The organism is Stenotrophomonas sp. WZN-1 (assembly GCF_002192255.1).
Taxonomy (GTDB): Bacteria; Pseudomonadota; Gammaproteobacteria; order Xanthomonadales; family Xanthomonadaceae; genus Stenotrophomonas.
Genome location: NZ_CP021768.1, coordinates 3,290,404 through 3,312,620, shown reverse-complemented (window position 1 = coordinate 3,312,620; position 22,217 = coordinate 3,290,404). Strand labels below are relative to the sequence as shown.

The window sequence follows — 22,217 nt, the reverse complement described above, 5'->3', positions numbered from 1 at the left end:
TCCTGTTGTTGTATTCACGCCAGCAGGCGCAGCTTGGGCTCACGCGCCCATTGGCGGGTGGCGGCGACCGTCAGGAAGGCCTTGGCGTCTTCCGCTTCGACGATGCCGGCATCGTTGCCGACCCTTGCTGCCTTCAGCAGTGCATGGCCGCCGGCATCGCTGGCGATGGCCTTCAGGTGAGCCCACGCCTGGCTGGCGAACTCGATGGCGGCACTCTCTTTCGACAAGGCCTTCGCGGCGTCAAGGCTGAGCACCACGGCTACCGCATCGAACACGGCCGATGGGGTGCCCGCCAGTTGCCCATCCGCCGCCTGCAACGTGCCGTCGCTGAGCGTGGCGCCGCCCACTTTCGGCGCGACCAGCTTCACGTCTGCACCTGCCTTCCGTGCGGCCTTGCTCAGGCCAGCGATCATGCGGGCGTCAGAACCTTCGTCGAACAGGATGCCGATGCAGCGCCCCTGCAGGGTGGGTTTGGTGCGGCCGATCACGCGCACCTCGGGGGCCGGCGGCATGTCGCGTGCCGGGGTGGCGGTAGGCGCCGGGTCGGGCAGCGCAGGCAGTGCCAGTCCATCGGCCACGCGCTGCGCCAACGCGTCATCGATGTTGCGCAGATGGCTGACGGTGCGTACCCGCACCTTCAGCGTTTCCACCTTCGACAGTTCGAACACCAGCGCCGATGCCAGGTGCGCCTGCTCCGGCTTTTCAAGGCTGCGGAAGAACATGCGCGCCTGGCTGTAGTGGTCGGCGAAGCTCTCCGCGCGTGTCCGCCCCTTGCGACCGTCGTCCGCAGTGGCGTGGCTACGGAAGCCGCTCGGGGTCTCGCGCGGTGTGTCGTCCTGCAGCGAACTGGGGTCGTACGCCACCCGGCCCTTGGGCACCTGCATCTGCATGTGGCCGTCGCGCTGATGATTGGCAAACGGGCACTTGGGCGCATTCACCGGGATCTGGTGGAAGTTCGGGCCGCCCAGGCGCAGCAGCTGGGTGTCCAGGTAGGAGAACAGACGGCCCTGCAGCAGCGGGTCGTTGCTGAAGTCGATGCCCGGCGGCACGTTGGCCGGGCAGAACGCCACCTGTTCGGTCTCGGCGAAGAAGTTGTCCGGCCAGCGGTCCAGCACCATGCGCCCGATCACCTGCAACGGCACCAGCGATTCGGGAATGATCTTGGTCGGATCCAGGTGATCGAACGGGAAACTGTCTGCCTGCTCTTCGGTGAACAGCTGCACTGCCAGTTCCCATTCCGGGAAGTCGCCGCGCTGGATGGCCTCGAACAGGTCGCGGCGATGGAAGTCGTTGTCGGCCGACTGCAGTTTCAGCGCTTCGTCCCACACCGTGGACTGGATGCCCAGCTTTGGCCGCCAGTGGAACTTTACGAAGGTCGAGTCACCCGCCTCGTTCAGCAGGCGGAAGCTGTGCACGCCGAAGCCTTCGATCATGCGCAGCGAACGCGGAATGGCACGGTCGCTCATTGCCCACATGATCATGTGCATCGACTCGGGCATCAGCGAGATGAAATCCCAGAAGGTGTCGTGGGCCGTGGCCGCCTGTGGAAACGCACGGTCCGGTTCCATCTTCACCGCGTGCACCAGGTCCGGGAATTTCATCGCGTCCTGGATGAAGAACACCGGGATGTTGTTACCGACCAGATCCCAGTTGCCTTCCCTGGTATAGAACTTGACCGCGAAGCCGCGAACGTCGCGCGGGGTGTCCACCGAGCCTGCGCCACCGGCTACCGTCGAGAAGCGGGTGAACACGGGTGTCTTCACGCCTACCTCGGTCAAGACGCGCGCTCGGGTATGCGCCTTCAGCGATCGGGTCAGCTCGAAGTAGCCATGGGCTGCGCTGCCACGTGCGTGCACGATGCGCTCGGGAATGCGTTCGTGATCGAAGTGGGTGATCTTCTCGCGCAGGATGAAGTCCTCCAGCAGCGTGGGCCCTCGAGGTCCCTGCCGCAGGGAGTTCTGGTTGTCCGCCACCGGGATGCCCTGGTCGGTGGTCATCGTCGGGTGGCTGCCCCCGGCCTGCTGGTGCAGTTCATCGCCATTGCCCCGGCGATGGTTCTCGGTCTGGGCGGTTGCGCGCTTGCCGGTCGGCTTGCTGGCGGCCATGGATGGTGGCTCCGGATCATCAAAGAGAACCACGACACTGGAACCGGACCCGTTAAACCCAGGTCCGGCAAAGGTGAACGTACAGGCAAAAGCAGGCTCGGGTATGCTTGCCCCATGCGAGTCGAGCCCGCCGACATCGAAGCCCTATTCGACGCCATCCCGGATGTGCTGTTCTTCATCAAGGACCTTCAGGGGCGTTACACCCACGTCAACCAGACCATGCTGCGACGGCTGGGCCTGCGCGCGCGCAAGGACGTGATCGGGCGCACCGCGGCCGAGATCTACCCGACCGGCCTCAGTGCGGACTACGTCGACCAGGACGCCCGCGTGCTGTCCGGCGAAGTGATCGAGAACCTGATGGAGCTGCACCTGTTCGCCAACCGCGAACCGGGCTGGTGCCTGACCTGCAAGCGCCCGCTGGTGGTCGATGGAGCCATCGAGGGCCTGATCGGCATTTCCCGCGACCTCGGCCAGAAGGACAGCCTCGGCACCCAGTACGAGCAGCTGCGGCTGGCGCTGGCCCACCTCAACGCGCACTACGCCGAGAACGTGCGCATGCAGACCCTGCTGGACATCACCGGTTTCTCGCTGTCGAAGCTGGAGCGCAGCTTCCGCAAGGTGTTCCAGATGACCCCGCAGCAGGTGCTGACCCGGCTGCGGATCCAGATGGCCATGCATCTGCTGCATGGCGACGACAGCATCGCCTGCATCGGCCAGGCCTGTGGTTTCAGCGACCAGAGCGCCTTTACCCGCAAGTTCAAGGCTGAAACCGGTTTCTCGCCGCGCGCCTACCGCGCCCGTATCGGTGGGAACGTCGGCGAGCCGGCGCTGGCCTGAGCCGCCTGCTGCGCTGTGCCTATCCCCGTGGGCACGGGACAGGGTAAGGTGTCGCCCCTGTAGCCCGCCGCCAGCCCCGCCGATGCCCAACTCGATTCCGACCGCTTCGCCGTCCCGCCTCGGACATTCGCTCAAGCCCCGCCAGCTGATCATGATGGGCCTGGGCAGCGCCATCGGCGCCGGCCTGTTCCTCGGCTCGGGCGTGGGTGTGCAGGCGGCCGGTCCGGCGGTGCTGGTGTCGTACCTGGTGGCTGGCGCGCTGGTGATCATCGTGATGAACGCGCTGGGTGAGATGGCGGCGGCCAAGCCCACCAGCGGCGCGTTCTCGGTGTATGCAGCCGACGCCATGGGCGCTACCGCCGGTGCCACCGTGGGCTGGCTGTGGTGGGTGCAGCTGGTGATCGTGATCGCCGCTGAAGCAGTGGGCGCAGCGGGGCTGCTGGCCACGGTCTGGCCGGCGATACCGGTACCGATGGCGGCATTGGCCTTCATGCTGTTCTTCACCGCGATCAACCTGCTCGGAGTGAAGAACTTCGGCGAGTTCGAATTCTGGTTCGCCATCCTCAAGGTGGCGGCGATCCTGGCCTTCATCGCCATTGGCGTGGCGCTGCTGATGGGCTGGCTGCCGCAGGTGACCTCGCCGGGCCTGAGCAACTTCACCGAGCATGGTGGCTTCGCACCGAAGGGCCTGGCCGGGATCGGTGCGGCGCTGCTGGTTGTCGTTTTTGCCTTCGGTGGCACCGAGATCGTGGCCGTGGCAGCGGCCGAAACCGAAGATCCCGAGCGCAGCATCGCCCGTGCCATCCGCACCGTGGCCTGGCGCATCCTGGTGTTCTACATCGGCTCGCTGAGCGTGATCATCGCCGTGGTGCCGTGGACCAGCGAGGCGCTGAAGTCGCCGTTCGCCGCCGTGCTGGACATCGCCCGCATCCCGGGCGCCGGTACTGCGATCACCCTGATCGCCGTGATTGCGCTGCTGTCGGCGCTCAATGCCAACCTCTATGGCGCCTCGCGCATGATGTATTCGCTGGCGCAGCGCCGCGAAGCGCCGGCTGTGCTCGGCTGGACCGACCCGCGCCAGGTGCCGGTGATCGCCGTGCTGGCCAGCGTGCTGTTCGGCTTTGCCGCCACGGTGATGGAACTGCTGTTCCCGGACCGGGTGCTGCCGGTGCTGCTGAACATCGTCGGTTCCACCTGCCTGCTGGTGTGGACGCTGTCGCTGGTCTCGCAGCTGGTGCTGCGCCGGCGCGCGGATCGCCTGGGCACCCGCCTGCCGTTCCGCATGGCCGGCTTCCCGTGGCTGACCTGCTGTGCACTGGCGATCCTGGCGCTGATCTTCGGCCTGCTGCTGAGTGAAGCGCATACCCGGCTGCAGTTCCTGTCGATGGTGGCGTTGACCGCCACGATCGCCGCCAGCAGCGCCATCGCGCGGCGCATGCGCGAGGCCTGATTGCTGTTGTAGAGCCGACCCCACGGTCGGCTGCTGTTCGCGTGGCCGCCAGCCGAGCGCGGGCTCGGCTCTACAGCAGGCATACATCCGCCGTGCCATCCTGATCGCGTGGGCCGTCATCGGCCCGTCGAACAGGAGCACCGCATGCTGCGCAGCCGTCCCTTCCTGATGTTCACCGGCCAGGCCGAGGCCGCGCTGGCCCTGTACGCCGAAGCCTTTGCCGATTTCCGCCTGCTGGCCCTGCAACGCCACCCCGAGGGCGCCGGCGCCGGCGTGCCCGGGCAGGTGCGCCAGGCCATTTTCCTGCTCGGTGGCACCCACTACCTGTGCTTCGACAGCCTGGACGTGCACGACTTCACCTTCTCGCCGTCGATCTCGCTGTTCGTCGAGTGTTCCGGCGCCGAGCAGTTCGAACGAGCCGCACGCGTGCTGGGCGAGGGCGGCCATTGGCTGATGCCGGTGGGCGATTACGATTTCAGCAACCGCTATGGCTGGGTGCAGGACCGCTTCGGCGTGTCGTGGCAGTTGAGCCTGGGGCAGATGCCGGATCCGTGATCGGAAGTATGTGGGTGTGGCCCCTGGTCCACACGTCCTTATGAAAACGGCCCGCTTGCGCGGGCCGTTTTCTTTACCGATGCAGGGAGGAATCACGCCTCGACTTCATCATCCTTGTAGGCATCGACCGGGATGCAGGCGCACATCACGTTCTTGTCGCCGTACACGTTGTCCACGCGCGCCACCGGCGGCCAGTACTTGCTCTGCTTCAGGCTGGCCAGCGGGAAAGCGGCCAGTTCGCGCGGGTAGGCGTGGGTCCACTCGCTGGCGGTCACTGCGGTGGCAGTGTGCGGCGCGTTCTTCAGCGGGTTGTCCTCGCGGTCCAGGCGGCCGTCTTCGATCGCAGTGATTTCCTCGCGGATCTGGATCATCGCGTTGATGAAGCGATCCAGTTCGTGCAGCGATTCGCTCTCGGTCGGCTCCACCATCAGCGTGCCGGCCACCGGGAAGCTCAGGGTCGGGGCGTGGAAGCCGAAGTCGATCAGGCGCTTGGCCACGTCCTCGGCGCCGATGCCGCTGGTCTTTTCCAGCGGGCGCACGTCGAGGATGCACTCGTGCGCCACCAGGCCGTTGCGGCCGGTGTACAGGGTCTTGAAGTGCGGGGCCAGGCGCTTGGCGATGTAGTTGGCGTTGAGCTGCGCGACCTGGGTGGCCTTGCGCAGGCCGTCGCGGCCCATCATCGCGATGTACATCCAGCTGATCGGCAGGATCGAGGCGCTGCCGAAGCTGGCCGCGCTGACCATGCCGACCGGGCCGTTGTCACCCAGCTTGCCGGGCAGGAACGGGGCCAGGTGCTCCTTGACCGCGCACGGGCCGACGCCCGGGCCGCCACCGCCGTGCGGGATGCAGAAGGTCTTGTGCAGGTTCAGGTGCGAAACATCCGACCCCCACTTGCCCGGCTTGGCCACGCCGACCAGGGCGTTCATGTTGGCACCGTCGGTGTACACCTGGCCGCCGTGCTTGTGGATGATCTCGCAGATCTCCACCACCTCTTCCTCGAACACGCCGTGCGTGGACGGGTAGGTCATCATGATCGCGGCCAGGCGGTCGCTGTACTTCTCGGCGTTGAGGCGGATGTCCTCGACGTCGACGTTGCCGTTGGCATCGGTCTTGGTCACCACCACCTTCATGCCGCACATCTGCGCCGAGGCCGGGTTGGTGCCGTGCGCCGAGTCCGGGATCAGGCAGATGTCGCGGTGGTCTTCGCCGCGCGAGCGGTGGTAGGCGCGGATCGCCAGCAGGCCGGCGTACTCGCCCTGCGCGCCGGAGTTCGGCTGCAGGCTGACCGCGTCATAGCCGGTGCATTCGACCAGCATCGCTTCCAGCGTGTCGATCAGTTCCTTGTAGCCCAGCGCCTGGTCGGCCGGCACCAGCGGGTGGATCTGCGAGAACTCCGGCCAGGTCACCGGGATCATCTCGGCGGTGGCGTTGAGCTTCATGGTGCACGAGCCCAGCGGGATCATCGTGCGGTCCATCGCCAGGTCCTTGTCGGCCAGCGAGCGCAGGTAGCGCAGCAGTTCGTGCTCGCTGTGGTGGGTGTTGAACACCGGGTGGGTCAGGAACGCGGACTGGCGCAGCAGGCCGGCCGGCAGCGCATCGGCGGTGCTGGCATCCAGCGCGTCGACGTCGGCCTGCGCACCGAACACGGCGGCCAGCGCGACCACGTCGGCGCGGGTGGCGGTCTCGTCCAGGCTGATGCCGACCGAGTCGCTGTCGATCGCGCGCAGGTTGTAACCCGCAGCGCGGGCCTTGGCGTGGATCTCATCGGCATGCACGCCGGTGACATGCAGGGTGTCGAAGAAGTCACTACCGACCTGCACGCCGGCCTTGCGCAGCGCCGCGGCCAGGATCGAGGCCAGGCGGTGGGTGCGGCGGGCGATGCGGGTCAGGCCTTCCGGGCCGTGGTAGACGGCATACATCGAGGCCATCACCGCCAGCAGCACCTGTGCGGTACAGATGTTGGAGGTGGCCTTCTCGCGGCGGATGTGCTGCTCGCGGGTCTGCAGGGTCAGGCGGTAGGCCGGGTTGCCCTGCGCATCGACCGAGACGCCGATCAGGCGGCCCGGCATCGAGCGCTTGTAGGCGTCACGGCAGGCCATGAACGCGGCGTGCGGGCCGCCGAAGCCGAATGGCACGCCGAATCGCTGGCTGTTGCCGACCACGATGTCCGCGCCCCATTCGCCCGGGGCGGCCAGCAGGGTCAGTGCCAGCAGGTCGGTGGCCACGGCCACCAGGCCGCCGCGCGCGTGCACGGCATCGACCAGCGCCTTGTAGTCGCCGACCTGGCCGAAGGTGTCCGGGTACTGCAGCAGCAGGCCGAAGGCTTCCGCTTCCAGTGCTTCGGCCGGGGTGCCCACGCGCAGCACGATGCCCATCGGTTCGGCGCGCGTGCGCAGCAGTTCCAGGGTCTGCGGGTGCACGGCGTCGTGCACGAAGAAGGTGTCCGACTTCGACTTGGCCGAACGCTTGGCCAGGGTCATCGCTTCGGCAGCGGCGGTGGCTTCGTCCAGCAGCGAGGCGTTGGCGATTTCCATGCCGGTGAGGTCGGCGCACAGGGTCTGGAAGTTGATCAGCGCTTCCATGCGGCCCTGCGAGATTTCCGCCTGGTACGGGGTGTAGGCGGTGTACCAGGCCGGGTTTTCCAGGATATTGCGCAGGATCACGTTCGGCGTGTGGGTACCGTAGTAGCCCTGGCCGATGAAGCTGCGCAGCACGGTGTTCTTGTCGGCGATCGCACGGATCTTCGCCAGTGCCTGCACTTCGGTCATCGATTCAGGCAGTGCCAGCGGCGCCGGCGACTTGATCTTGGCCGGTACGATGGCATCGGACATCGCATCCAGCGATGCGTGGCCGACGACGTCGAGCATCTGCGCGATCTCGGCATCGTTGGGGCCGATGTGGCGCTCGACGAACGCATTGTGGTGCTCGAGCTCACGCAGGGAAGGGGTGTTCTGGGACATGGCGAAGGATCCGTCAGGAAAGGGCACACGCACGGGCACAAGCCGCCGGTCGGCGGTCTGCGGGGCGCCCCTCTGTCCTTTTGCCTGAGAGTTTGGAAGCGCGGAAAACCGCGGCTTCGTGCCCCTTCGGCGCCGGATCGAACCGGTCTCTCCAGAGTTGTGTTACGGGTGGTATCGGGCCTGAGCGATTACGGGCGTTGCGCCTTCGGCAGCGGTGTTCCGCTTCTCCCACCGTGTTGCCCGCCGATTATAGCCCGTTGCGGGCGCGCCAGCCGCCTCCGGGCCCGGCCGCTGCGCCTGAATGGCCGATGGCCCGGTCGTGCGTTTTGTGCACCGCTGCATGGCATCGGGCGCAATCCCCACCTATGATGGCGGGATACCCGAATTCATCTGGCGCCGTCCCTGCTGCAGGGGGACCGGCGCCCGCCGTGCGTGCAACGCATGGCCCTGCCGGACGCCTTCCCCATGACCGCCGCTGTTGCTCCCTCCACCCGCCGCATGGCCCTGCTGCTCGCCGGCCTGGCCATGTTCGGTCCGTTCTCGATCGACACCATCTTCCCGGCGTTCCCGCAGCTGGCCCAGCGCCTGGCGGTGGACGAGGTGGCGGTGCAGCAGACCATCAGCGTGTACCTGCTGTTCTACGGCCTGATGAGCCTGGCACACGGCCCGCTGTCCGATGCCTGGGGCCGCAAGCGGGTGATCCTCGGCGGCCTGGTGGTGTTCGTCGGTGCCTCGGTCGGCTGTGCGCTGTCCACCGACCTGACCACGCTGCTGGCGTTCCGCGCGCTGCAGGGTCTGTCCGCAGGCGTCGGCATGATTGTCGGCCGTGCGGTGATCCGCGACCTGTACCACGGCCACGATGCACAGCGGCTGATGAGCCAGGTGTCGATGCTGTTCGGCATCGCCCCGGCGATCGCACCGATCATCGGTGGCTGGATCCTGCTCAGCGGCGCCGGCTGGCCGCTGATCTTCTGGTTCCTGGTGGTGTTCGCGCTGGTGCTGCTGGCGGCCACCGCGCGCTACCTGCCGGAAACCCATCCGGTCGAGGCGCGCGTGCCGTTGTCACCGCGCGTGCTGATGCGCAACTACGTGGGCATCGGCTTCAATCCGCGTTTCCTGCGCCTTGCGTTGGCCGGCAGCATCGGCTTCGGTGGCGTGTTCCTGTACATCTCCTCGGCGCCGGTGTTCGTGATGCAGCACCTGCACCTGGGCGAGGGCGGCTTCGCCTGGCTGTTCATCCCCACCATCGGCGGCATGACCACCGGCTCGTTCCTGTCCGGGCGCATGGCCGGGCACAGCAGCCCCACGCGACAGGTCTCCATCGGTTTCGCCCTGTGCGCGCTGTCGGTGCTGCTGAACATCGGCTATGTCGGCCTGGCGCCACAGTTCGCCCTGCCGTGGGCGGTGATGCCGATCTTCCTGGGCGGCATGGGCATGGCGCTGATCTTCCCGATCCTGGCGCTGGCGGTGCTGGACATGTACCCGCACCAGCGCGGCCTGGCCTCGTCGCTGCAGGCCTTCGTGCAGCTGATGATCAGCACCGTGGTGGCCGGCGTGGTGTCACCGCTGCTCAGCGCCAGCCCGCTGCACCTGGCGCTGGGCCAGGCGGCGTTCTTCGGCGCCGGCTTCGTGTTCTGGTACTGGGAACACCGGCGCGAACGCGCGGCGCAGGCGGCCTGCACGGGCCATTGAGCAGCGTGCAGGGGTAGGGCGGGCCGTGACGCCCGCAGCACTTGCGACGGGAAACCACCGGACTAGGCTGGGTACTCCAGCCAGCCGGTGCACAGGTGCACGACAGCCAGCCGATCCACTGTCGTTGCATGAGGTACCCCCATGGCTGCGCAGCAGACCTACCGCCTGTTCGAGGTGGCGCTGAAGGAGCGCCGCGTCCTTTCCCCCTCCCTGGACCGCATGGTGTTCACCGGTGCCGACGTGGCACGGATGAAGTCCGAAGGCCCGGACCAGCGCATCAAGGTGTTCTTCCCCTTGCCCGGCCAGGAGGTGCCGCAGGTCCCCAGCGGCGAGGACTGGTACCCGCGCTACCGGGCCCTGCCGGACGATCAGCGCCCGCCGATGCGCACCTACACGATCCGCCAGCTGCGCGCCGAGCAGGGCGAGGTCGATGTCGATTTCGTCATCCACGGCGTGACCGGCCCCGCTTCGCGCTGGGCCATGCATGCCCGGCCGGGCGACCGCGTGGTGCTGCTGGCCCCGGATGCCGACTGCGCCGACAGCAGCGAGGGCTGGGAATGGAAGCCGCCGGCCGGCGTTGGCCAGGTGCTGCTGGTGGCTGACGAGACCGCGCTGCCGGCAGTGGCCGGCATTCTCGAGGAACTGGCGGCCATGGTGGATCCGCCGCGCACGCTGGCCCTGCTGGAAGTGGCGCAGGCCGGTGACGCGGTTCCGCTCAAGGCGCCGGCCACGGCCGAGCTGGTCTGGTTGCCGCGCGGGCAGGCGGCGTACGGGCAGCCCTTGCTGCAGGCAGTCCAGGCAAGGTTGGCTGCGGCCTCGGGTGTGGCTGCCGGCGACGCGCTGGAGGAGATCGACGTCGATGCGCAGATCCTCTGGGAGCAGGCCGATACCCGCGTGGCGGGGCCGCTGTATGCCTGGGTGGCGGGCGAGGCGGGGGCGGTGATGGCGATCCGCCGCCACCTGGTGCGCGATTGCGGGTTGGACCGCCGTGCGATCACCTTCATGGGTTACTGGCGGCACGGCAAAGTGCTGGACTGAGGCGACGTGAAGCAGCGCTGCGGGCGGGGTGCGCTATCCTTGCGCCCCCCTCGCAGCGGTACCGCACCATGTCCACCAGCTCCAAGACCCGCCGCGACCAGCGCCGTCGCCAGGAAAAGCAGGCCGCCAACAAGGCTGCTGCCCAGGCCTCGCCGGTGGAGCCGCATGCCGAACTGCGCGACGCGCAGCGCACCCTGCTGGCCGGTGTCGTGCGCCGCGACGGCGAATGGGTGCTGGGCATGGACGGCCGCATCGCTGGCCACAGCGAGAGCGCTGCGCAGGTGCTGGCGCTGATCATGCAGGCCGGTGAACTGCACGAGCGCAACGGCACGCCGGTGCGCCTGATGTACTCCGATGCGCTGCGCGATGCCGCACAGGCCGAAGCGAAGGAAAAGGGCCAGACTTTCGAGGAGTTCAAGGCCGAGCTGGCCGCGGCGATGGCCGCGAAGAAGAACAGCTGACAGGCGTTTCGGTAGAGCCGGCCGCTGGCCGGCTGCCCGTTGGGTCTTCGTCGCGCAGTTGCCGGCCAGCGGCCGGCACTACCAGAAAGGGGCGGATCCTCGCGGATCCGCCCCTTTTTCATTTCGCCGCCGGTGCCGCGCTGGCCTGCCAGCCGCACATCTGGCCTTCGTTCTGCTGCTTCAACCACTCGTTGACCGGGGTGAAGTACTCGATCATCGGGCCGGCATCGAGCTTGTCGGTGCCGGTCAGCTCCTTCAGCGTGGCCTGCCACGGCTGGCTGGCACCCTTGCTCAGCATCGCCCAGTACTTCTGGCCGGCTTCCTTGTTGCCGTAGAAGGTGCACTCATGCAGCGGGCCCTTGTAGCCGGCCGCGTCGCACAGGCCCTTGTAGAACTGGAACTGCAGGATGCGTGCCAGGAAGTAGCGCGTGTACGGAGTGTTGCCCGGCACGTGGTACTTCGCGCCCGGGTCGAAGAATTCTTCGCCACGGGTGCTTGCCGGCGCCACGCCCTGGTACTTGGCCTTCAGGTCCCACCACGCCTTGTTGTAGTTGTCGGCGGTGATCGAGCCATCGAACACGCCCCAGCGCCAGCGGTCGATCATCAGCCCGAACGGCAGGAACGATACGCCCGACAGCGCCATGCGCATCTGGTTGTTGATGACCGCCTCGCGGCTCTCGGTCGGTGCGTCGACCAGGCCGATCGAGCTGAGGTACTTGGGCGTCATCGCCAGCACGATGGTGTCGCCGATCGCTTCATGGAAGCCATCGTTGGCACCGCCCTGGAACAGCGGCGGCAGCGGGTTGTAGGCCAGGTCGTAATAGATGTGGCCCAGCTCGTGGTAGATGGTGGTGAAGTTCTCTTCGTTCGGCTTGATGCACATCTTGGTGCGCACATCGCCTTCCATGTTCATGTCCCAGGCGCTGGCGTGGCAGACCACGTCGCGGTCGTCGGGCTTGATGAACTGGGTGCGTTCCCAGTACGACTGCGGCAGCGACGGCATGCCCAGCGACACATAGAAGTCCTGCGCGCGTTCGGTCATCTGCCTGGCGGTACGCAGTTCGGCCTCGCGCTGCGCCTTGTACTGCGCGGCCACGTTGGCGTCCTTGCCGGCCTTGGCCAGCGCGGCGCTCAGGTTGGTCTGGTACTGCTTCTCAAGCGCCGCGGTGATGTCCAGGCTGCCGGCACCCGGGTACGGTTCCAGCTGGTCCCACAGGTTCGACCAGTCCTGCTGCCACATGTTGCCCAGCAGGTGCGCGGCGATCAGGCCGTTGCCCACTTCGGCCTTGTCCTTGCCGTAGGTTTTGTCCAGCTTGCCGCGTGCGTAGCAGTGCAGCTGCTCGTACATCGGCTTGACCTGTTCCCACAGGCGATCGGTTTCCGGGCCGATCTGTTCCGGCGGCATGTCATAGCCGCTGCGCCACATCTGGCCGGCATCGGTGAAGCCCATGCCCTTGGCGCCTTCATTCACCAGGCCGACGAACTTCTGGTAGTCGCCGCGCATGCTCTTGGTGGTGCTGTGCCAGCCCTGCCAGGCGTCGAGCTGCTTGTCGTAATCGCGGCTGCGTGCCAGCACCTGCTCCAGCTCGCCCAGCTGGCGGCAGGAGTTCGGATCGTTGGCATCGGTGCAGTACTTGCCGGCGCCGTAGCTGCCTTCCATGCGGGTGGCGATCTGGGTCAGCTCGGCCAGCTTGGCCGGGTCACGCGGTGCCGGCATCGACGACATCAGCTTCAGCAGGTGGATCGCGCGCTTGCTGTCCTCGCTCATCGGCTTGCCGTCGAACGTGGCGGCCTGTTCGATCCAGCTGTTGAGCTGGGTCAGCGAACGCTCGTTGGCCTTGGCCGCAATGCGTTCCGAGTCACTGTTGATGTAGGTGGAGGACAGCCACTGCGCCGAGGTCATCTCCGGGTAGGCGGCCTTGAACTCGGCATTGATGCGGGCCACGAACTGATCGGCGGTTTCGCCGGCCGGGGCGCTGCTGCTGGCGGTATCGGTACCTGGGGCAGCTTCCTTCTTGCAGGCGGCCAGGGCCAGCGTGGCGGCGGCGATTGCCGAGGCCAGCAGGAGATGACGGTGTTTCACGGGCGGTCCTTGGGTGGTGAACGACGGCCGAAGGCTAGTGGGCAGTCGCTGCTACCGCAAGTGGCGGAAGTCGGCCGGGCGGCGCCCGGCACCCGCAGAGGCTTTCAAGCAAGGGCAACGTCAACTTCAAAAGCGAGGATTCCGTGGGGTGGCGGGGCGGTGTCGGACTGCGGGGACGCCGCAAGTACGTCCCTGTAGGCTTGGCAGCCGCATCCATGCGGCTGACACCCCGCACTCCGATACCGCCCCACCTCTGACAGATCGCGGTGGCTGTTGGTGGGTGTCGACCTTGGTCGACACATCTGTCAGATATCGATAATCAAAATGGGGTCAGATCCGTTTTCCGGAGGAAAACGGATCTGACCCCAAGGTCATTCCAACAGATCGCGGAAAACTGTCGAAGGCGGGGTGGGTCCGGTGGCGGGAGTGTCCGCGGCATGGATGCCGCGGCCAAGCCCCCAGGGAGGGGTTTACGGCGTCTCCCGCCACCGGACCCACCCCGCCATCCCACGGAACGCACGCTGTTGCTGTTGCTTCGGCCCTTGCGGTTGCAGTTGCAGTTGCCTCTGCAGGTGCAGGGCTGCAAGCCCTGCCGAACAACCCTCAACCTTCGCAGCTGGCGAACACGTCGCGGTCGCGCTCGTACAGCGAGGTCTTCACCTGCATCAGGCCCAGCACCGACGGGAACAGGTTGTCATGGTCGGTGTAGGCTGCCGAACGCTTGCGCACGCACTGCAGGTCCAGCCCGCGGCTGCTGGCAAAGCCCGGCGAGAACCACATCGTCATCGGTACCCGGGTCTGCTCGGCCGGGGCGATGGCGTAGGGCACGCCATGCAGGAACAGGCCCTTCTCGCCCAGCGACTCGCCGTGGTCGGACAGGTAGATCATCGCCGTGTCGTAGTCCTGCATGCCCTGCAGCGTGCCGATCGTCTTGGTCAGGAAGTGATCGGTGTACAGCACGGCATTGTCGTAGCTGTTGGTGATCTCTTCGCGCGAGCAACGGCCGATGTCACGGGTATCGCAGGTCGGGGTGAAACGGCGGAACGCGGGCGGATAGCGCTCGAAATAGGCCGGGCCGTGGTTGCCCAGCTGGTGCAGCACCACCACCCGGTCGCCGGGCCTGGCCCGCACCTGGGTGGCGAGGTCCTGCAGCAGGATCTCGTCCATGCAGCGGCCATCGGCGCACAGGCCCGGCGTGGTGGCGTCGGACAGCGACTGGAAGTCCAGGCCCTCGCACACGCCCTTGCAGCCGGACTGGTTGTCGCGCCACAACGGCGCGATGCCGGCGCGGTTCAGCACGTGCAGCAGCGACTGGTGTGCGCGGATCTTCTTTTCGTCGTAGTCGTGGCGCCCCCAGGGCGAGAACAGGCACGGTAGCGAAACCTCGGTGCTGGTGCCGCACGAGTGCATGTCCGGGAAATTGATCACGCTGGCCTGCGCCAGCTCCGGGGTGGTGTTGCGGCCACCGTTGAGCCCCCAGTTCTGCGCGCGCACGGTCTCGCCCATGACGATCACCAGCAGGCGTGGCTTGCTGGCCGGCGCGCGCGGGGTGGCCTTGGCATCGGTACCGATCGGCAGCTTCGGCGCACGCTGCACCGGGTTGTCACCGCGCAGTGCACGCGGCATGCCCAGCAGCACATTGGCCGGTGTCGCGAGGTAGCGCACTTCGCGCTGGTTGCGCATCAGTGCCGAGACATCCTGGAACGAGATCAACGCGCCGCCGACAGCAGTCACCGCCGCCACCACCAGGAAGCCCAGCCGCCACAGCAGGCTGCGGCCCCAGCTGCGGCGACGCAGCTGCACACGCCACAGCACGATCATCGGCAGCACCGCCAGCAGAAGGACTGGCCACAGCAGTGACACGGTCATCAGCTCGCGGCTTTCCTTGGGGTCGGTCGCCAGCACGTTGCGCAGCATGTCCGCATCCAGGTAGATGTGGTAACGGCTCATGTAATGCGCAGCGAATGCGGTCACCAGCAGCAACAGGCTGATCACCACCCTGGCGTTCCAGCGCCAGACCAGAAGGCCCAGCAGCACGCCGTGCGCACCCAGCAGCAACAGCAGCAGCGAGAGCGCGTAGCGCAGGCTGCCCGGATGGCTGGCCATGGCGCTGTGCCAGAACAGGCCGTTGCCGGCCACCGCGAAGAACAGGCTGGTCAGTGCGATCAGTGCTTCGGTGGACAGCTGCGGCCGCCAGCGGCGAAGGTTCGCCAACGCGGGAAGGCGGGCGGGGCGTTGGACCGATGCACTCATGCGTTTGCCTCCTGGCGGTGGGGACGGTCCAGCTGACGGCGGATCAGGACGCGTTTGACGATCAGGTACAGGCCCAGCGAAAGCAGCCAACATATCAGTGCAGTGGCGACGTCATGCGAAAGGAAGTGCGCGCCCCGGAGCTGCTGGCTGATGCCGAACACCAGGCCGGTGCCAAGACCGATCCACAACCCGGTCCAGCGCCATGAAGGGCGCCACAGCAGGGCAAAAAAGTACAGGGACAACCACGCATAGCCCGCGCTGGCGTGGCCCGCCGGGAAGCAGGCCTGCGCGGCCATGCCTGCGGGGCGCGCCGTGAACAGCCCGATGAACGGCTGGTGGCCGCCGTAGCGCAGCAGGTCCCAGGGGCATTCCATCGGCACCAGCGACTTCAGCAGGGAGATCACGCCGGTGCCCAGCGCAATGGCAATTACGACATAAAGCAACGCCCAACGCAGGGTGCGATCGCACCCCTTGCGCCAGTGGTGGAAGCACAGCAGGATCGCCACCAGCGCCGCTGCCGTGCTCAGCCATTTGCCTGCCTTGTGCACCACCGTGCGGGTGGCCCAGGCGTCCTGCAGCGCCCAATGGCCGCCCTCAAGGCGGAACAGGTGATCGGCCACCCACTGGTCGCCGCCGAAACCCATCAGCAGCGTAAACACGGGTAGTCCGATTGCGACAGGCAACCAAAGGTGAGTTACGGCAAATTTTGACGCCAGTGGCGATGTCGCAAGCGGCGATACCGCATCAAGGGGACGAACGGGCATGCTGGGAAGGGGCGGTTCGGGAATCCGCGGCCATGCTCGTCACCTGGATGTCGGAGAAGGGTCGGACGCTCGTTCGCGCCGGGTTAATGAGTCCCCGGCGCGTGCCTACGTTCAATCTTCTTCAGCGGTCGAGCCGGCCCGTTCGGCGTGGCATTGCGGGTCCCAGGCCGTACCGGGAAGCAGTTGCCAACGATTCCTGTTGGCGATGCCGATGTCGATCACCTTGGCCGGGTCCACGCAGGGGCTCATCGCATCGTCCAGCACCAGCAGCCAGCGCTTGCCCGGTGCCTCGGCCAGCCACGGGCCGGCATCATGCCACTGCTCGGCCCACGGGCGCTTGAAGCCGAACTCGCGCACCGGTCGATCTGCCTGCAGCAGGTTCTGTTCGCGCCAGGCGACCAGTGCCAGCTCCGCATCCGGGCCGATCCGCGCACCCACCCGGCGCATCACCGCCGACGCCGATGCGTATGGATCCAGCGCCGGGATCAGCACCAGGCCGTAGAGCATCCACAGCATGCCGTGGGTCAGCAGCACCAGCGTTGCGGCTCCGCGCACCCGCAGCCACACGATCAACGTGGCCAAGGCAATGGCAAACGTCAGCAGGCCATCCCCCAGCACCGGCAGCAGCGAACCGGGCATCGCCCGCCGTTCCAGCTGCGCCACGGCCCACGGATGCTCGGTCATCAGCATCACGCCCAGCACCCCGGTGGCCAGCATCAGCACCAGGCTGTAGCCGAACAGGTAGCGCCGCACGCAGAGCCGGCGCAGCAGGCCCGGCAACAGCGGGGCCACCGCCAGCGCCATCGCCGGCAGCATCGGCAGCACATAGACCTCGCGCTTGCCGGGGCTGGCACTGAAGAACACCAGCACCAGCAGCGCCCAGCCCAGCAACAGCCACTGCCGGCGGTCGCCACGGCGGATGCGGCGCCACCAGGGTTTGAACAGCATCGGCAACAACAGGCTGCCCGGCAGCCACAAGGTCAGGATCACCTGCAGGTAGTACCAGACCGGCTGGCGGTGGTGCCAGGCGTTGGCATAGCGGGTGCCGGTCTGCTTGAACAGCAGTTCGTGGGCATAGGACTGCAGGGACGCGCTGGGCTCATGCAGCAATGCCCAGCCCAGCGGCGCAAGCCACACCGCCACGCCCAGCAGGAAGGCCGGGATCAGCCACAGCAGCGTTGCCGGGTGCGGACCGTCCACGCTGCGCCCGCGGCGACGCTGGTACAGCCACCAGCCGAACCAGGGCAGCACCATCAGCAGCGGCAGGAAACCCACACCCTTGGTCACCGTGCCGAGGCCAGCGGCGAAACCGGCCAGCCACAGCGCGGGCAGGTTGCGGCGCTCGCACAGGTGGCGCATCAATCCCCACAGGGCCACGGTGGTCATCCCCACCAGCACCATGTCGATCTGCGCACGCTTGGCCATCAGCCCGAACTGCAGGGTGCAGAACAGCGCCGCCAGGGCGTACAGGGAATGCCGCGGCGACCACAGCCGCCGTGCCAGATCCGACACCAGCCACAGGCTGAGCAGGGCGCCGAGCAACGACGGCAGCAGGAACGACCATTGCCAGCTGCCGACGATCTCGTAGGCGGCCGCCTGCAGCCACATGAATACCGGCGGCTTCTCGGCGTACAGCTCGCCGCCACGGTGTGGCAGCAGCCATTGCCCGCTTTCGACCATGGTGCGGGCCGCCAGCACGAAGCGCGGCTCGTCCGGCGGCTGTGGCTGCCGAAGGCCGATACCCGCTGCCAGTGCAGCGATGATCAGCAACCACAACAGGGGCAGGCGCCAACGGCGGGGCAGGGCTACGGGCACGGCAGGCTCCGGGAGCAAAACGGCCACTCTGACGTGGCAGGGGTAGGAAAGGCGTCGGAGCGGGTGCGCGGCGACCGCATTCCGACATGGTCGGCGCTACCATGGTACGAACTTCCGTGGATCTTTCGTGCATGCGTCTGTTGGTGATCGAGGACAACCGCCAGCTGGTGGCCAACCTGTTCGACTATTTCGAGTCGCGCGGGCACGTGCTCGACGTGGCCCCGGATGGCATCACCGGCCTGCACCTGGCCGGCAGCCACCCCTACGATGCGGTGATCCTGGACTGGATGCTGCCGCGCATGGAGGGGCCGGAGGTGCTGCGCCGCCTGCGCGCCGAGCACGCCTCGGAGGTGCCGGTGATCATGCTGACCGCGCGCGACGAGCTGCCGGACAAGATCGCCGGCTTCCGCGCCGGCGCCGACGACTACCTGACCAAGCCGTTCGCCCTTCCCGAGCTGGAGGTGCGGCTGGAGGCGCTGCTGCTGCGTGCGCAGGGCCGAAATCCGCGCAAGCGCCTGCAGGTTGGCGACCTCGTGCTGGACCTGGCGACCCTGGAGGCGCAGCGCGGCAACCAGGTGCTGCATCTGTACCCGGCCTGCCGCAAGCTGCTTGAAGTGCTGATGCGGGCCAGCCCGGGCGCGGTCACGCGCCAGCAGCTGGAATTCGCCCTGTGGGGCGACGAGCCACCCGATGGCGACCTGCTGCGTTCGCATGTCTACGAGCTGCGCCGCAGTGTGGATGGACCGTTCGCCGAGAAGCTGATCCATACGCTGCCGCGGGTGGGCTATCGGTTGGCGGTGATGGACGGTGCCGACGCCGGCAGGAATGCTGATGAGGGCGCGTAAGCCGGGACCGCTGTACCGGCGGGTGGTGTGGTGGTTGCTGGGCTACCTGGCCCTGCTGTCGATTGCCGTGTTCAGTGTCGGCAACTACGTGCACGAACACGCCGAGCACGCTGCGTGGCGCGCGCTGCTCAATTCCGAACTGGACAGCATCGTCGAGCATGTCGAGCACGAACCTCACTATCGCTGGCAGGACTCGGACACGCTGAGCCTGTACCGCTTTGACGCGGTCAATCTGCCGGAGAGCCTGCGTTCCCTGCATCCGGGGTTGCATGACGGAGTGATGGTCAAGGGCCGCGAGACGGCGGTGATGGTGCGTGAAACCCAGTCGATGGGACGGGTAGCACTGGCGCTGGACATCTCCGATTTCCATGACCTGGAACAGTTCGCCACGCGCTGGGTGATGCTGGCCGGGGTGATCATGATCTTCGTCACCGTGTTGATGGCGTCTTTCGGCATGGAGCGCATGGTGCGCCCCTTGAGCCTGCTGGCACAGCACATCGGCGCCCTGCGGCCGGGCGTACAGGGCCAGCGCATCGACGTCGACCCGCGTGGCAGTTCCGAGCTGCACACCATTGCCGATGCGCTGAACGACTACCTCGACCGCAATGAGCAGTTCGTCGAGCGCGAACGGGTCTTCATCAGCACCGCCAGCCACGAACTGCGCACGCCAATCGCGGTGATGACCGGTGCCGCCGAGTTGGCACTGGAACAACCAGGCCTGACAGAACGTGCCCGCCAGCAGATGCAGCGGGTGCTGCGCACGGCGCAGAGCGTGGAGCAGCTGATCGAGCTGCTGCTGGTACTGGCGCGTGATCCGGCGCGCCTGGCCGCGCGTGCCGAGCGCATCGCCCTGGACCAGCTGCTGCCGGAGATCGTCGACGACCATCGCCACCTGCTCGGTGACAAGGACCTGAGCATCGGCATCCAGGCGGCGCCGGTGGATATCGTTGCGCCGCTGGCGGTGGTGCAGGCGGCGATCGGCAACCTGCTGCGCAATGCCATCGAGAACAGCGGCCGCGGCCATATCGAGCTGCAGCTGGATTCGTTGGCGGTACTGACGCTGCAGGACCCGGGGCATGGCATGAGCCCGGAGGAGATCGCGGCCATCCACGCGCGCATGGCCCGCGGCGAGCGCGCCGATCGTGGCGGCGGCATCGGCCTGGACCTGATCGCGCGGTTGTGCGAGCACCTGGGCTGGACCCTGCAGCTGCAGCCCTGCGAGCCGCGCGGAACGCGTGTCACGCTCGATTTCAGTGCCTCGCGCCCGGCCTGAGCCGGCCGTCCTGGTAGATGCCAACTTTGGTTGGCATGCTGCCCGTCGACCAAGGTCGACGCCTACCCACGCAATGGCTGTTCGCATTACCGCCCGTTCGGTCGCGCCACGTGCTGGTCGATCAGGATCACGTTGCCGTCGGGATCGGCCAGCTGCAGGTAGCCGGTACCCTGGCCATCGGGATCGGTCCGCACTGCCAGTTCGATGCCCTTGGCATCCAGCTCGGCCTGCAGCTCACGCACGTCCTGGAAATGGGGAAGTTCCTGCTTGTGCTGGTCCCAGCCGGGGTTGAAGGTCAGCAGGTTGCCCTCGAACATGCCCTGGAACAGCCCGATCACCGTGCCGTTGCTACGCATCACCAGCCAGTTCTGCGTGGGATCGCCACCGGTGACCGAGAAGCCCAGCGCTTCGTAGAACGCGCGGGAGACCGCGAGATCCTTCACCGAGAGGCTGACCGAAAAGGCGCCAAGCTGCATGGGTGGGCTCCCTGAGGGGAATGTGGCCGTAGTCGGCACTGCAGCATGACCCGGCGTGAAGACAATGTTAATCTCGATCCGCGCCGCTTTAAGCGGCGCTTTTTTTTCTCCGCTCTTTCGATCGACAGAGGATCCCATGCCGACCGAACCCGCTACTGCCCTGATCAGCAACGACATCGTTGGACTGGGCCTGATTGCCGCCACCCTGGCCCTGATCTTCTGGGCTGCCAGTGGTCCGACCCCGTTGTTGAAGAAGATCTTCGCCTGGGTGCCGGCACTGCTGCTGTGCTATTTCATCCCCGCCATCTACAACACCGCCGGTGTCATCGATGGACACAACACCTCGCTGTACAACCCGGTCGCGCGCGACGTGCTGCTGCCGGCCGCGCTGGTCCTGCTGACACTTTCGATCGACCTGAAGGGCGTCATCAAGCTCGGCCCGAAGCTGCTGCTGGTGTTCTGCGCCGGTACCGCCGGCATCATGCTCGGCGCCATCGTGTCGTTCCAGCTGATGAAGCTGATCCATCCGGAAACCGTGGCCGGTGACACCTGGGCAGGGATGGCCGCGCTGGCCGGCAGCTGGATCGGCGGCGGCGCCAACATGGTCGCCATGCGCGAAGTGTTCGGCACCGATGCCACCACCTTCGGCCAGTTCGCGGTGGTCGACGTGGCCTGCGCCAGCCTGTGGATGGCGATCCTGCTGTTCCTGGCCAACCGCGCGCAGCAGATCGACACCCGCAACGGTGCCGATACCCGTGCCATCGACGAGATGAAGGCACGCATCAGTGCCTACGAGGCACAGAACGCGCGCATTCCCAGCATGACCGACCTGATGGTGATCGTTGGCGTGGCACTGGGCGGCGTCGGCCTGGCCCATGCCATCGCCGCGCCGCTGGCGGGCTGGTTCAAGGCCAATGTCAGCTGGGCCAGCCAGTTCAACCTGGACAGCCAGTTCGTCTGGGTGATCCTGCTGTCCACGGCGATGGGCCTGGGCCTGAGCTTCACCCGTGCGCGCCGGCTGGAAGCGGCCGGCGCTTCGCGGCTGGGCACGGTGTTCCTGTATTTCCTGATCGCCTGCATCGGCATGCAGATGAACCTGCTGTCGCTGCTGGATCGGCCGTGGCTGTTCCTGCTCGGCGCGATCTGGATGGCCACGCACGTGCTGGTGCTGTGGGTGGTGGCCAAGCTGCTGCGCGCGCCGCTGTTCTTCTTCGCGATCGGTTCGCAGGGCAACATCGGCGCTGCGGCGTCGGCGCCGGTGGTGGCCGCAGCCTTCCACCCGACGCTGGCCCCGGTGGGTGTGCTGCTGGGCACGGTCGGTTATGCCACCGGCACCGGGCTGGCGTATGTCACCGGCCTGATGCTGAAGTGGATGGCCGGGGCCTGAGTCCTGAGCTGACGATCATGTTGCGTGTTCACGGCAATTGCCGTGGACACGCTCTCCCCGTGCAGAGCCGAGCCCACGCTCGGCTTTCTTTTTGCCTGCCACCAGATAGATCCACGTCATGCGTGGATGCACTTCATGGGTATCCATGAACAAAGAAAGGGCAGATCCGTTTCCCCGCGGAAACGGATCTGCCCCCTGATGCTTCTTGCCGTCACCGGAAATC

The 22,217-nt window shown here is 67.0% G+C and carries 16 protein-coding genes and 1 riboswitch; of the genes, 9 read left to right on the top strand and 7 right to left on the bottom strand.

Features of this window, described 5'->3' with window-relative positions; genetic code table 11:
* Positions 1-14: 14 nt before the first annotated feature.
* Positions 15-2,105: a catalase gene (locus tag CCR98_RS15620; protein WP_087923312.1), complete on the bottom strand. Its 2,091-nt coding sequence runs from the start codon at positions 2,103-2,105 to the stop codon at positions 15-17.
* 114 nt (positions 2,106-2,219) lie between these two features.
* Between CCR98_RS15620 and CCR98_RS15615 the strand changes: the two genes are divergently transcribed.
* The 3 genes from CCR98_RS15615 to CCR98_RS15605 all read left to right on the top strand — a co-directional run bounded on the left by CCR98_RS15615 (position 2,220) and on the right by CCR98_RS15605 (position 4,947).
* Entirely contained in the window at positions 2,220-2,942 is a 723-nt protein-coding gene (locus CCR98_RS15615) for an AraC family transcriptional regulator (RefSeq protein ID WP_032127825.1), read from the top strand.
* Positions 2,943-3,024: 82 nt separating this feature from the next.
* Positions 3,025-4,392 (top strand): amino acid permease, encoded by a 1,368-nt coding sequence (locus CCR98_RS15610; protein WP_087923311.1) that lies wholly within the window; start codon positions 3,025-3,027, stop codon positions 4,390-4,392.
* 144 nt (positions 4,393-4,536) lie between these two features.
* Positions 4,537-4,947, top strand: a complete 411-nt coding sequence (locus tag CCR98_RS15605; RefSeq protein ID WP_005418291.1) for a VOC family protein — start codon at positions 4,537-4,539, stop codon at positions 4,945-4,947.
* A gap of 92 nt (positions 4,948-5,039) precedes the next feature.
* On the opposite strand, the gene gcvP is transcribed toward CCR98_RS15605, so the two are convergent.
* On the bottom strand, positions 5,040-7,907 hold the full coding sequence (gcvP, locus tag CCR98_RS15600) for an aminomethyl-transferring glycine dehydrogenase (protein WP_087923310.1): 2,868 nt from the start codon (positions 7,905-7,907) through the stop codon (positions 5,040-5,042).
* A 62-nt stretch (positions 7,908-7,969) separates the two neighbouring features.
* Positions 7,970-8,072: riboswitch (glycine riboswitch) on the bottom strand.
* Between the two features lie 300 nt (positions 8,073-8,372).
* Between gcvP and CCR98_RS15595 the strand changes: the two genes are divergently transcribed.
* From CCR98_RS15595 to CCR98_RS15585, 3 genes are all read left to right on the top strand, one after another.
* Entirely contained in the window at positions 8,373-9,599 is a 1,227-nt protein-coding gene (locus CCR98_RS15595) for a multidrug effflux MFS transporter (protein ID WP_087924211.1), read from the top strand.
* Between the two features lie 141 nt (positions 9,600-9,740).
* Positions 9,741-10,637: a siderophore-interacting protein gene (locus CCR98_RS15590; protein ID WP_087923309.1), complete on the top strand. Its 897-nt coding sequence runs from the start codon at positions 9,741-9,743 to the stop codon at positions 10,635-10,637.
* A gap of 68 nt (positions 10,638-10,705) precedes the next feature.
* Positions 10,706-11,098, top strand: coding sequence for a hypothetical protein (locus CCR98_RS15585; RefSeq protein WP_008265644.1), 393 nt, complete (start codon positions 10,706-10,708; stop codon positions 11,096-11,098).
* Between the two features lie 118 nt (positions 11,099-11,216).
* On the opposite strand, the gene CCR98_RS15580 is transcribed toward CCR98_RS15585, so the two are convergent.
* The 4 genes from CCR98_RS15580 to CCR98_RS15565 form a co-directional block, all read right to left on the bottom strand.
* Positions 11,217-13,181: a M2 family metallopeptidase gene (locus CCR98_RS15580; RefSeq protein ID WP_087923308.1), complete on the bottom strand. Its 1,965-nt coding sequence runs from the start codon at positions 13,179-13,181 to the stop codon at positions 11,217-11,219.
* 603 nt (positions 13,182-13,784) lie between these two features.
* Complete coding sequence (locus CCR98_RS15575) at positions 13,785-15,434, bottom strand: phosphoethanolamine--lipid A transferase (protein ID WP_087923307.1); 1,650 nt, start codon at positions 15,432-15,434, stop codon at positions 13,785-13,787.
* A complete protein-coding gene (locus tag CCR98_RS15570; RefSeq protein ID WP_087923306.1) occupies positions 15,431-16,198 on the bottom strand; it encodes a phosphatase PAP2 family protein in 768 nt (255 codons plus the stop codon). Before CCR98_RS15570 ends, CCR98_RS15575 begins: the two co-directional genes overlap by 4 nt.
* Before the next feature lie 111 nt (positions 16,199-16,309).
* Entirely contained in the window at positions 16,310-18,013 is a 1,704-nt protein-coding gene (locus CCR98_RS15565) for a glycosyltransferase family 39 protein (RefSeq protein ID WP_087923305.1), read from the bottom strand.
* 131 nt (positions 18,014-18,144) lie between these two features.
* On the opposite strand from CCR98_RS15565, the gene CCR98_RS15560 reads away from it, so the two are divergent.
* Both CCR98_RS15560 and CCR98_RS15555 read left to right on the top strand, forming a co-directional pair.
* The gene (locus CCR98_RS15560; RefSeq protein WP_087923304.1) at positions 18,145-18,858 is read left to right on the top strand and encodes a response regulator transcription factor; all 714 of its coding nucleotides are present in this window, start codon (positions 18,145-18,147) and stop codon (positions 18,856-18,858) included.
* Positions 18,845-20,131, top strand: a complete 1,287-nt coding sequence (locus CCR98_RS15555) for a HAMP domain-containing sensor histidine kinase (protein WP_087923303.1) — start codon at positions 18,845-18,847, stop codon at positions 20,129-20,131. The genes CCR98_RS15560 and CCR98_RS15555 overlap by 14 nt, the downstream gene beginning before the upstream one ends.
* An 86-nt stretch (positions 20,132-20,217) precedes the next feature.
* Here CCR98_RS15555 and CCR98_RS15550 read toward each other — a convergent pair whose 3' ends face one another.
* Positions 20,218-20,607: a VOC family protein gene (locus tag CCR98_RS15550; protein ID WP_087923302.1), complete on the bottom strand. Its 390-nt coding sequence runs from the start codon at positions 20,605-20,607 to the stop codon at positions 20,218-20,220.
* A gap of 136 nt (positions 20,608-20,743) precedes the next feature.
* Between CCR98_RS15550 and CCR98_RS15545 the strand changes: the two genes are divergently transcribed.
* Positions 20,744-21,994, top strand: a complete 1,251-nt coding sequence (locus CCR98_RS15545) for a DUF819 family protein (protein ID WP_087923301.1) — start codon at positions 20,744-20,746, stop codon at positions 21,992-21,994.
* Positions 21,995-22,217 lie beyond the last annotated feature (223 nt).